The 13,383-nt window shown below is 45.2% G+C and carries 7 protein-coding genes; all 7 read left to right on the plus strand.

All coding sequences use genetic code 11. The features are described 5' to 3' along the window. Positions 1-21: 21 nt before the first annotated feature. Positions 22-1,734 carry an adenine deaminase C-terminal domain-containing protein gene (locus AC58U0_RS11260; RefSeq protein ID WP_497379083.1) on the plus strand — a complete coding sequence of 571 codons (1,713 nt, stop codon included), beginning with the start codon at positions 22-24 and terminating at the stop codon, positions 1,732-1,734. 298 nt (positions 1,735-2,032) lie between these two features. After that, positions 2,033-4,426, plus strand: coding sequence for an EAL domain-containing protein (locus tag AC58U0_RS11265; protein WP_497379084.1), 2,394 nt, complete (start codon positions 2,033-2,035; stop codon positions 4,424-4,426). 252 nt (positions 4,427-4,678) lie between these two features. Continuing rightward, positions 4,679-7,858 (plus strand): GxGYxYP domain-containing protein, encoded by a 3,180-nt coding sequence (locus tag AC58U0_RS11270; RefSeq protein WP_497379085.1) that lies wholly within the window; start codon positions 4,679-4,681, stop codon positions 7,856-7,858. A gap of 98 nt (positions 7,859-7,956) precedes the next feature. Next, positions 7,957-9,687 carry a sensor histidine kinase gene (locus tag AC58U0_RS11275; protein ID WP_497379086.1) on the plus strand — a complete coding sequence of 577 codons (1,731 nt, stop codon included), beginning with the start codon at positions 7,957-7,959 and terminating at the stop codon, positions 9,685-9,687. Next, positions 9,680-11,302: a response regulator gene (locus AC58U0_RS11280; protein ID WP_497379087.1), complete on the plus strand. Its 1,623-nt coding sequence runs from the start codon at positions 9,680-9,682 to the stop codon at positions 11,300-11,302. Before AC58U0_RS11275 ends, AC58U0_RS11280 begins: the two co-directional genes overlap by 8 nt. A 143-nt stretch (positions 11,303-11,445) precedes the next feature. Next, positions 11,446-12,408 carry an ABC transporter permease gene (locus AC58U0_RS11285; protein ID WP_235549353.1) on the plus strand — a complete coding sequence of 321 codons (963 nt, stop codon included), beginning with the start codon at positions 11,446-11,448 and terminating at the stop codon, positions 12,406-12,408. A 54-nt stretch (positions 12,409-12,462) separates the two neighbouring features. Beyond that, on the plus strand, positions 12,463-13,356 hold the full coding sequence (locus AC58U0_RS11290) for a carbohydrate ABC transporter permease (protein WP_047671958.1): 894 nt from the start codon (positions 12,463-12,465) through the stop codon (positions 13,354-13,356). Positions 13,357-13,383 lie beyond the last annotated feature (27 nt).

Consider the following 13,383-nt stretch of genomic DNA (forward strand, 5'->3'; position numbering starts at 1 on the left):
TGTACTTGGAGGCGAAGGCAGATGCGTGTAGATTTACTGATTGAGAATGTACGAATTTATAATAGTTATTTTAAAACATTCATTCAAGGCAATGCAGCGATCTTGGATGGAAGGTTTCTATATATCGGGGAACGGGCTGCCGATAGCTTCGAAGCGGCTGAGCACTTGGACGGTCAAGGACGCTATATGATTCCCGGCCTCATTGATATCCATCTGCATATCGAAAGCACGATGGTCACGCCGGAGACGTTCTCCTACGGACTCATTCGCAACGGCGTTACAACCATCGTTCCAGAACCTCATGAGATCGCCAATGTCTTTGGACTTGATGGGGTGAAGGAATTCATTAAAGCTAGCCAGCATTGTGTGGCGGACATGTTCTACGCCATCCCGAGTTCAGTTCCTGCCACTTCGATGGAAACGACCGGAGGCGCGATTGAAATCGAGGATTTGGATGAGCTGCTTCGTACAGAACGCATCATTTGTTTAGGCGAAATCATGAACTACGTAGACGTCATTACGGATCCTGATTGCAAAACGAACCACATCTTAAACCATATCCGCAGCCATTATCCTCATCTCATTATTGAAGGACATGTCCCGAAACTATTAGATCTAGATTTGCATCGAATGATCTATAGCGGGGTAGATTCTGATCATACACATCAATCGATCGAGGGCATGGAAGCTCGGATCGCTGCGGGAATGTTTATTGAAATTCAAGAAAAATCGATGACGCCTGAAGTGCTGGCTTATTTGATGGAGCATGAGGTATCCGAGCATTTTTGTTTTGTAACTGATGATGTGATGGCCGATTCCTTCGAGCGTCGGGGACACTTGAATCACCTCGTTCGTAAAGCGATCGGGATGGGCATGAAGCCTGAGCAGGCGATTTATGCCAGCACGCTTTCTCCGGCCAAAAGAATGCGGATGTATGATCGCGGCGTAATAGCGCCTGGTAAAATTAGCGATTTTCAACTGATATCCAATCTAGAGCAGATGACAATCGACCAAGTATACAAACATGGGCGCAAGGTCTATGATGTTCGCGAGCCTTACAAGCCTACCGTCCATGCACCCGCCTTTCCAGCACACTACTATCAAAGCGTTCATATGTCGCCGTTAACAGAAGCGGATTTCTCAGTGAACACTGAGGTAGCTGATGGCCGGTATGCTTGCCGAGCAATGATGGTAAAGGATGGCTCCACGTTTACAGAGGAGCATCAGGTTGATGTTGAAGTTCGTCAAGGGAAGCTTAACTGGCAGGAAAGCGGCTATGGGCTCATTGCTACGTTTGAACGCTACGGGATAAACGGGAATCGCGCTTATGGTTTAATCGGCGGTGATACGATCAAGCGAGGAGCGATAGCAACGACTTATTCCCACGATAACCATAACATGCTTGTTGTCGGGCACAATCCCGTCGATATGATGATCGCTGCTAATGAGGTCATTAAGAATCAAGGGGGCTTTAGCGTTGTTGAGAACGGAAAAGTGATCGCTAATCTTGAGCTTCCTGTCGGCGGTATTTTAACAGAAGTTCCTTTGGAACAAGTCGCCAAGGAAGTTGAGCAGCTGCGCAAGGCCATGGAATCTTTGGGCTACCGTCATTATAATCCGATCATGTCCATCAGCACTCATTCTTTACCGGTTAGTCCTGCACTGAAAATAACGGATTATGGGTTAATTGATGTAAATGAAGGGAAAGTTGTGCCTCTAATCATACACAGTTAATTGAAAAAGCTAAGTCATGGATGGTTATAACCACTTTGACTTAGCTTATTTTCGTTGATTTAGGAACCGCTGAATGATAGTTCAATTTAATAATACTTAAGAACTACTTATTGTGTTGTTATTTATAGTCCATTATAATCAAATTAGATAAATACAAAGCGCCACGCCAGCCAGTTACCGAAAAAGAAAACCACATCTCTCTGAAATTGATGTGGTTTTTTTGAATGGAGATAATAGGCAGCTATTCAATCTAAGGACTATTGCAGAAAGAAATTCATCATTGGAGGTTGATGTTGCCATGTCGCTTCGCCGGAAAATCATCATCTACGTAGGGATGACCACGCTTTGCATGCTTTCACTTCTATACTTTATTTCAGAGAGAGCACTTTTGCGCAATTATGAGCAGATGGAGCTTGAAAGTTTGCGTGAAAACGTGAAGCAAAACCTTCTCTCGTATTTTGATGAGTATATGAATCTCGGTGCCATTGCGATTAATTATGCGGGCTGGGACGATACATACAACTTTATCGTAAGACCGACGATTCCTGCTAATAACGATCCTTACCTCACGGTCAATTATACCGATTCTTTGTTTATGTCAAGTCGTCTTAATATAACTCTTCTGATGAACAACCGAAAGCAAGTTTACTTCGGAAAAGCTTACGATTATGGCCAAAACCAGCCTCTCGCCTATCCGAGTGCATTCATCCATAGCTTACAGACAGAGTATGCTTCTTTCTTAGAACAATCGGACGCTTCTTCCCGGAAGATGGGGTTGCTGATTGTTGACAATCAGCCGCTGATCGCTACCTCATACCCAATTTTAACGAGCAACAACGAAGGACCCGTTCACGGAACCTTGGTTTTCGCGCGTTTCTTAGACTCGAATTATGTTCAGTATATTTCCAAAAAAACGGACTTGCCTTTAAGTATATCTATTGTGGATCCATCTTTTGCAGCTCCTGTTCAAGCTACAACTGTAACCGTTTCCAGAAACAGAGCCATACCTTTTTGGACCGAGTCCGATAAAACTACAATCACAGGCTTCTCACTGCTAACAGACGTCAATAATAAACCGGCCGTTCTCCTGAAGTTCGTGAAGCCGAGAGCATTATATAAGGAAGCCCAGAAAAGTATCTTATTTTACTTGTTCTATTTCGGGCTTTCCGGGTTGGTATTCTTTTTCATCATTAGTTGTGTCCTTGAGCGAACGATATTTGCTAGATTGAACCGCACGATCAATGGGATGAATGTGATCAAAACAAATCAAGATTTTTCGATTCGTATTCAGGAATCCGGCAAAGACGAGATTACCCAGCTCGAGAAGTCGTTTAACCACATGATGACGTCGCTCGAGCAATCGCAAGACGAAATTCAATATCAAGCGGATCATGATAATTTGACCGGACTCACCAATCGAAAAGCTTTTTTCGAATATCTGGAGAAAATCATTAAACATGGTCAGCTTCCATGCCGCTTTGCCGTAATCTTCATCGACTTGGATCGATTTAAGTTGGTCAACGATACGATGGGTCATCATACGGGAGACTTGCTGCTGATTGAGGTTGCCGGGAGACTACGGCTTTGTATAAAGGAGGGTGAATTCCTTTCTCGATTGGGGGGAGACGAGTTTTGTATCATTTCCCATAACGTACACGACCACAACCAAATTGAACACATGGCAAAGTTTATCAAAGAGGCGATTAATGTGCCCTACGATATAGAAGGCTATCGTGCCACGATTTCAGCCAGTATCGGAATAAGCCTGTATCCTGATCATGGAAAGGATTCGGAAAGCTTGCTTCATCATTCCGATGTGGCTATGCTGGATGTCAAAGAATCCGGCAAAAATAATTACCGCTTGTATTCGGAATCGATTGAAGCGATTCGAACCAGAAGAATGCTGCTAGAGCAATACTTGAAATGTGCGATTGACAACGACGAGCTTACTCTTCATTACCAGCCAAAATTGGATTTGGCACGGAATCAAATTGTTGGGGTGGAAGCGCTGCTCAGGTGGACGAACAGACAACTGGGACATGTATCTCCTTATGAATTTATTCCCATTGCTGAGTATTCCGGAATCATTAATGAGATAGGTGAGTGGATCATGCGGTCGGCATGCCGGCAATTCATCACATGGCGAAAGCAAGCGGTGAACATGCCTCTTATCGTTGCCATTAATATTTCAGGCGTCCAATTGCTGCAGCCAAACTTTGTTGAGCGAATTCGCGGTGTGTTCGCAGAAGAAGAGGTCGATCCTTGCCATTTCGAGCTGGAAGTGACGGAAAGTTTTGCGATCGAAAACTTTGAAGAAGTGATCAACACATTGCTCGAATTGCGTAATCTGGGTTTTTTGATTTCCATTGACGACTTTGGAGCAGGCTACTCTTCAATGAAATATGTATGTCAACTCCCCATACAATGTATGAAGATTGATAAAACGTTGATCGATCAACTGGCAGATAACATTAGAAGCCAAGTAGTCGTATCGTCGTTAATCGAAATGGCTCACCGGCTTCAGCTAACCGTAGTGGCGGAGGGAGTTGAGCTGCCGGAGCAGCTTCGTATTCTCCAAACCTACCGGTGCGATCAGATTCAAGGGTTCCTCATCAGCAAACCGGTGCCGGCCAGCAGAATCATTGAGATGTTGAATTCATCTGATTTGATTCAGGTACCCGAAACAAAATGACAGATGTAAATACAATTTGGATGAATGGAATAAGCTGAGTCAGGGATGCTGCGCGGAACCTGGCTTGGTTTTTTTTGCGTTAATGGGTAACCATCGATTGCATAGGAGCTGAGGCCCAATCTACAAGTCTTTCTAGGAGTTTAGTAGAAGGTTTAAATGATCTAAATGACATGTAGAATATGTTAATAATATATTGTATAATTCAAATGACAGTCAATCCAGTCATACATTCATAATATGAGGAGGTTTGTAATGAGAAAAACCAGTTTATTCATCTTATTTGTATGCTTTTCTATTGTCATATCACTTTTAGGAACATCTGTGTCTCCTACCGCCGCAGCTAATGAATCAGAGTCTGATGATGAAACAACGCTTTCTCAAAGCGGTTCGCCGCAATTCGATGCAAACTACGTAAAAGCTGCTGTTAAAGCCAAAAAGCTTTACGTGATCCGTTTGAGCGATATGTCGGAAACGGAAAGTGTCATGATCGCTTCGCTGCAAGGGATACTCGCTAATAAGTCCTCCAATCAAATTTACATACTGCCCGACTCCGGGAATTACAAGATATGGTTGGACAATTTGATCCTAAAATACGGGGTGAAAACGGAATTTATCCGTGATCCTTGGAAGCTTGTGAAGGAATTCAAGAAGCAGTTCGACGGCTATTTACTATGGGAAAAGGGGAACAGCTCCATCAATGCAGCAACTTCACTAGCCCATTTGAAGCAATCCGTCTTAATTGAAAAAGGCGATGTCAAACAAGCCAAAAGCTATAAGCAAGTGATGGATCTCTCAACGAAGGATGAAGCTTGGGTCAAGCAAAACTACTGGAACCAGCTCAACCATCGCACCTTGATCGAGCAAAAAGGGGAGACAAGTGAAGAATTGGCGTCCGGTATGGGCGGCAAACTACGAGATTACGCTGTAATGGCTAACGCTTTCACCTTTTATGATGGGAACAGCGCGTTCCGACAATCCGTCGTTGCGGACGCGGAGCCAGATGCTGTCATTTTAGGCTGGGGAGATGCGTCAAAAGGTGAAGACGCTTTCATACGTCCGAGTTCGTCAGCCGGTGTATATACGCTGCCGGCAGATCATGCCTATAATTTGTCAGTGTTAAGCAGCTTTAACATCAAGGAGCTCAAACAGAAGGATCAGTCGCAGCCTGCAGTTCAGGATCAGGTGCATTATGTTTCATTCGTCATGTCTGATGGCGATAATATTCAATGGATGCTGAACGATTTGGCCGAGAAGGGCAAGCCTTGGTTCGGAAACCCAAACCGTGGGGATTTCGATATGGGTTGGGCTGTTTCTCCCAGCATGATGGATTTGGCCCCGACCGTTCTGGAACGTTTTTACACGGATGGTACAACGAAAGATAATTTTGTCGTTGGTCCGTCAGGCGGCGGATATATGTATCCGTCTATGTACCCGGAGCAGGAACTCGATAAACATCTCAATAGGTTAAACACTTATATGGGCAAAGCTGATTTATCACTTGTTGAAGTTATTGATTTTAATGCTTTTAACAAGAAGGCGATCTGGGATAAGTATACGGCTCAGCCGAATATCGATGGCGTCATTTATTTGGAATACAGTAACCATAAAGCATTAAACGGGGCCATAAAGTGGTCTAACAATAAGCCTATTGTCACCCCGCGTGAAATGCTATGGCATGGTATCGCTGGAAGCGACGTGAACTCAGTTGCCCAGCATATCAATGCGGCGCCTAGAAATCCGAAGAGTGCCGCAGGCTACTCGCTTGTTCTCGTTCATGCATGGTCTTCCTCCATGGATGAAGTAAAGGCTGTTATCGATCAACTTCAAGGCGATGTTCAAGTCGTAACACCTGAGAAAATGGTGAAGCTAATTCAAAATAACGTCGCTAAAGAGGATACAGAAGTAGCCAACAAGGTGTATGAAGCGGAAACCGACTTTGGTCATAACACAGGGAAGTTGGATGGTGATGGCTGGTCAGCTAATCCGCAGGAGCATGCGGCTGGACATATGCTCTTCGGACCAGGTGCCTCAGACATTCCTGCAGGCCGCAACCAAATCAAATTCAAAACCATGATTGACCGTGTAACTGGCGATAATGATCGTGTGCTGAATCTGGATATCTATGATGATACAGCTGGAGCGGTGGTAGCTGAGAAAGCCGTGCATCGCTCCGAGTTCCAAAGCGCCGACACGTACCATAATGCGACACTTGAGGCTGACTTTATTGCTGGTCATTCTTATCAGTTTAGAGCTTGGTATGATGGCAACGCCAAGGTTAAAATCGATCGAGTCACCGTCGTGATGAACCGTAATTTAGCACAGCGACTCTATGAAGCCGAGAACGATTTCGGGCATAACACAGGGGCGCTTGACGGGGACGGCTGGTTGGCTAACACCGAACAGCACGGAACTGGCCATATGTTATATGGACCTTATGTGGCCGATTTACCATCAGGCGTGCATGATGTCACTTTCCGCATGAAGGCTTCGGGTGCGACTGGGTCTGAGGATACCGTTGCTATCATTGATATTAATAATGCGAGTGCTGATCAAATTATTGCTTCAAAAGAGTTGAAGTTACGGGATTTTGCCGTACAAGATCAGTACATGGATATAAGTTTGGAGGACGTCGACTTTTCACTTGGCAGCACCTATGAATTCCGTGTGCACTTCGAAGATAAGGCGAACGTCAAAGTTGACCACGTGAGACTGGATATGCCAGAAATAACGAAGCCGAATACGCAATCGCTTTATTTTAAATTCGGCGGTTCAAGCGTGTCTTCGTTGGTCTTCGGAACCGATGCAGGGCAAAAGCAGCTACAGCTGTGGGGGAAAGCGAGCGAGCAAGGCAAGCCGGACGTTAATCTGACGGTAGATGGGACATGGACCGTTGCGCAAGGTGAGGCTGCGGTCACTATCGGTGCCGGAGGCGCTCTGCAGGTGCTTCAAGGCGGAGATGCCATCGTGAAGGCGGCATATAACGGCCTTGAAGCGCAGATTCCGATTCATGTATCGGCGAACTATACGAGCCGTATATTCGAAGCGGAGCGTGACTTTGGCCATAATACGGGAGCTGAAGCCGCAGATGGTTGGTATGCGAATCCGCAGGAACATGCGGCAGGTCATATGCTGCATGGCCCCGGGGTAGCGGATCTCCCTTCCGGAAGCCTTAAGGTCGACTTCCGCATAAAGATCGACAATCCGGCAGGCGGTTCCGAGCGGGTGCTGAATCTCGACATCTATGACGGAACAGGCAACAAAGTAACTGGCGAAAAAGCCGTGCTGCGCAGTGATTTCAATGCCGCTGATACGTATCAGTCCATTCTTATGGAGGCTGATTTCGTACTGGGGCATGCCTATCAGTTCCGTGTTTGGTACGACGATAACGCGACTGTACAGATCGATAATGTGACAGTGCGTATTCCACAATAATCCATTATTAATTATTACCATAAAGGAAAAGTCTGTCCCCTTAGGGAAATGAAGAGACAGTTATGCTTACTTACTTAAACTAAGGGGGACAGACATGCATGAAGCTGCACAAAAAATTAATGATCGTATATTTGGTGACCATTCTACTTCCGATTGTAGGGTTAACGAATTACTTCCTTAATCAAATGTCAGACCTCATTATCCGGTACGTATCTGATTCTTATCAAAAGATATTAGTTCAATCCAACAACGGCATTTATTACAATATCCGATTCTACGAAAGCATTCTTGACAATTTAACGGTGTCGGAGTCCGTTCAAAACGTACTTTCGGAACCCGATGTATACCGGGAAAAAGGCGTTATTATCATGAACCGGGAAATCTCCCGTGCGGTCCGGTTTATCCAAGCCTATCAGGCGACCGATGTCGAAAGCATCGAATTTTTCTCCACATCTCCTGACGTCATGTCCGATGGCGTATATCTTTTTCCAGAGAATAGGCTTCGAAGGGTTCTCGGCTTGAATGAGATACCGGACTCGAAGTTTTGGATACTAGAACAATATGACGGTAAATATTATTATGCGCTGGTGCGGCCGATTTACAGCATCGGAGAGTTTAAGAAAATTGGCTACATAAAGCTAACGATCCAGATCCCTTCCGTGACGTATGTGCAGGAAACGATGGGCAACAAAGCTGACGCAAGCGGAAGCCTAATCATCGCAGATAGTAAAGGAACCATCATGTTTAACCCTGACACCGATCAACTTGGCAAACCGCTTCCACAGGAAATCGTCGAACAGACGAGTGAGGATCGAAGCTCCGAATCCGAGTTGAACCTTCAAATTCAGGGAACCGACTATGTCATGTGGTACCGCAAGCTCCAGAATGTTGACTGGACGATGTACCTGCTTGTGCCCAAAGCGTCCATTCAATCCAAAGTGAATGAAATTCGGCAAACCATTTTGACAGTCAGTATCATTTGTATGATTATTTTTTCTTTTTTGACCTTGCTTATAACCCGTCAACTGACCCGCGGGATCAGGCGTCTTCACGCCAAAGTATCTCGGGTTGGCAGGGGGGTGCTCTCTACGAGCCGCAGAGTCCATGTTAAAGGCGATGAGATCGATGAACTAGATCGTAATTTTGATAACATGCTCGATAATTTACGAGACCTCATTCACCAAAACTATGTCGAAAAACTGGAAAGAAGGGAAATGGAGCTCAATTTTTTGCAAGCTCAAATTAATCCTCATTTCCTTTACAATACACTGGATGCAATCAAGAACGAGATTGACATGGACGAGAAGCAGACGGCCATTGGCATGGTTGTCGCCCTAGCGGACCTCTTTCGAATATCGGTATCCAAGGGAAGTAACACCATCCGTTTCGAACAAGAAATTGATCACGCCAAATGTTATTTGAAAATACTAGAAATCCGTTTCGGTGCTCGACATACGATCGAATGGCAAATAGATCCGCAGATTCCAAGTCTCTATACCTTGAAAATCATTCTTCAGCCTCTCCTAGAAAATGCGATCCAGCATGGGTTGAAGGGAATGGCGGGAGGCTATGTGACCGTGATAGGCGAGCTTACGGAGCAGGCTGTCATCGTGACCGTTCGTGACAATGGCGTGGGGATGATGAAGGCTCAAGCAGAAACTTTGCTAAGCGAACATTCGCCCAGCAAGGGCATCGGTTTGTACAACGTGAACAGTCGAATTCGGATGTATTTCGGCAGTGAGTATGGCTTGTCAATTAAGTCCGAACCGGGGAATGGAACGGAAGTTGTATTAACGCTGCCAGTGCTTGAGGGGGTTGAACATGTATAAGCTGCTGATTGTTGAGGACGAATTATCAACTCGCAAGTGGTTCACTAAGGTTATTAATTGGGAGCAAAATGGTTTTGAAGTCATTGCGATTGTGGAGGATGGGCAGCAAGCTTGGGAAATCCTGAAGGAACGTCCTGAAGTGGACGTGGTGATGACCGATATCCGAATGCCCTACATGGATGGTCTAGAACTAACGGAGCGCATCCGATCACTGCCGGGTGAGCCTGTGGAAATTGTCATTCTGAGCGGTTTCGGGGAATTTGATTATGCACAGCAGGCCATTAAGCTAGGCGTGCGCGATTACTTGCTGAAGCCTGTGACCAAAGAGCAATTAACAGAAGTATTCGAAACAATCGCGCGTAGACTGGATGAGCGTCATTTGCAGTCGACGAAAATCCAATATGCTAATCAACTGCAGAAGGAGAAGGCATTGCTGGAAAAAGCGCAAATCTATGAGCGCTGGCTGACGCGTAAAGACAACCTGATCTCTCCAGAGCGGTTATTCAATCGATTTGACGCTCAATTAGACATCTTGAATGGCACCTTTCTTATGCTTGTCGCGGAATTCGATGATTACTTCAAGTTCACCGATAATTATAACGATGAAGACCAGAAACTATGCCGCTTCATCGTTCATAATATTTTGGATGAAATCTCTCACAATTACGGAGCGGTAGATTCTGTGCTGATGCCTCCGAACCGTTACGTTTTCCTCCTTGAAGCCGGATCAGAAAGAGAGATCGATAACAAAGGACTTCTTGCGGGTCATGCGTTCCAAGAGAGCTTAAACAAATATTTGCGGTTATTTAACGTTCAACTTTCAGTAGGATGCAGTCAACAGTTCCAGGGTATTTCCAATGTTCCCGAGGCATATGATCAAGCGTTCAAGGCGCTCAGGCATAAATTTTTCTCGGGTAAAGGGTCTGTCAATCAATTTCAGCCATCACCGCAAGGACAAAACGAGGGCTTCTACCCGACTGAGCTTGAAAAGAGACTCATCATCGCCTTTAAGCAAGGTGACGAGCAGGGCGGTTATGGACTCTTTAATGATTTTCTGCGGAATTTGTGCAGCAGCGGCGAATCGGAGGATGCCATACGTTTCATCGTAGGCGAGATGCTCGTTAATCTGTTTCGCCAGCTTAGGGAAGTTAAGTCTCTTCCAGTGACGAGCGAAGTCATGGAAATGTTTATAGAGGAAATCCGTTGTCAGGAAACGTATGTTGAGCTTACCGAGAAGGCGAAAGAGTTGATTCAATTTATGCTGCAATCGATTGCCATCGAAGCCCTTTCCCTATCGCCGGTCTCCAAAGGCATAGAATACATGAAGATCAAGCTGTCTAGGGATATTTCTCTTCAGGAGGTTGCTGAATATGTGGGCATCAGCGCTTCTTATTTCAGCACCTTATTTAAGCAAGAGAAGGGTTATAACTTCGTAGATTTTCTCGTTCGCCTTCGAATGGAGAAGAGCTTGGAACTGCTTGAACGAACGGCCTTAACCGTAGCTCAAGTTGGTGATGAGGTCGGATACCAGAGTTACCGCTATTTTACAAAGGTATTCAAAGATTACTATGCGATGACACCCACCCAATTCAGGGAACGGCTCAAGATGACGTGATAATCAAACAAATATGACAATTCCAAAGAAAGTGATACCTGATCATAAATTTTTGGACTTTCGAGTGGGTTTCCAGCACTGATATAATAAATATATCAAATGGAACCTATGAGCAAGTCCAATAAGGAGGTAAAACGCTTACAATGGAATCATTGACAAATTCTATGACGCAAGTTCAGCCTCGAAAACCGATGTCATTCAAGCGTTTGCTATGGAAACGCATTTGGCAGCATAAAGTATTTTACTTATTCATGCTGCCAGGCATCATTTGGTTCTTTATTTTTTCTTACGTTCCTCTATACGGCATTCAAGTGGCGTTTCGTAATTTTACGTTCACCGGCGGCTTCTCAGGAAGTCCTTGGGCAGGCTTGAAATACTTTCGCCAATTCTTCGATTATTATCAAGCAACAGAGCTCATACGTAACACCATTGTGATCAGTCTGTCAAAGCTTCTCATCGGTTTCCCGATGCCGATTATTCTCGCGATTCTTTTGAATGAAGTTCGCAGAGTGAAATTCAAAAAAGTAGTCCAGACCCTTTCCTATTTACCATACTTCGTATCATGGGTTGTAGTCGTGACGCTGATGCAGCGCCTTCTAACTCCGTACGGAGGACCGCTGAATGACCTGCTTGCCTCACTTGGCTTGGAGCGCATTCAATTCCTTTACAACACGACATGGTTTTATCCCATGATATTGGGGTCCGATGTTTGGAAAAATATTGGATGGAACTCGATCATCTATATGGCGGCAATAGCCGGGATTGATCAGCAATTGTACGAAGCGGCGAAGATTGACGGCGCAAATCGTTTTCGGCAAATGTGGCACGTCACGCTCCCCGGCATTCGCAACATTGCCGTGATCCTCTTTATTCTCTCCGTCGGTGGCTTAATGAGCGCCGGGTACGAACAGCTGCTTCTCTTGAATGGGCCGGCAACAGCCCGAATTGGCAGCGTCCTCGACGTGCATGTCATCACTTCCGGTATTAGCGGAGGTCGACTAAGCTATGCGGCTGCTGTTGGGTTGTTCCAAAGCATTATAGGTCTGGTGATGATTCTTGTTGTCAACCGAATTGCTAAGAAATACAGCGACGTGTCCCTTTTTTAAAAGCAAATGCTTACGAAGAACGTTTACTTACGAAGACGCTAAGGAAGTGATGAGATGAAGCGCGATTTTTCCTTGTTCAGCACACTAAATTATATCATCCTGGCGCTGATCGGTTTCTCGATGATCTACCCGTTCATTTACATTCTCGTGTACTCACTAAACGATGGAAATGACTCCATGCAGGGTGCGCTATATTTCTGGCCTCGGCAGTTTACATTAGATAACTACGCGCAAGTGTTCCACAATCCTCGTATCTGGCAAGCTTACAAAATTACACTGTTGCGCACGATTCTCGGTACTTTTTTACACGTCTTATTGTGTACCCTTATGGCTTACGCATTGGCAAAGAAAACACTGCCTGGAAGAACATTTTTCACTTTCTATATCTTTTTACCTACGATTTTCAGCGCGGGTTTCATTCCTTACTTCATCACGCTGCAAAAGCTGCATCTGATCAACACTTTCTGGGTGTATATCATTCCGATGTTATTCAACTTCATGCATATCGTCATCATCCGGACGTTCCTGCAGGGGATACCGGAAGAGCTGGACGAGTCGGCACGCATTGACGGATATGGCGATTTCACGATTTTCTTGAAAATTATCCTGCCCTTATCTGGTCCAGTTCTAGCAACAATAAGCTTGTTCATTGGTGTCGCACATTGGAACGATTGGTTTGCTGGGGCTTACTACGTATCCAACAAAAACCTAGTTCCAGTTCAAACGCTGCTGCAGCAAATGCTGACTGAAGCAGAAGCGCTCTCGAATTCGATGCAGCGCGCAGCTCAGCAAGGAGGCCAAACGATTAGCGTGAATCCAGCCGGTTCAACGCCCGAATCGTTACGGATGGCGCTTCTGGTTATCACCGTCTTCCCAATTTTGTGCATCTACCCATTCCTGCAAAAGTATTTTGTCAAAGGTGTCTTGCTAGGCTCCGTTAAGGGTTAGCTGTCCCCGATTTTGGGGGGCTTATCA

The sequence above is a fragment of the Paenibacillus sp. J31P190 genome, assembly GCF_059692075.1.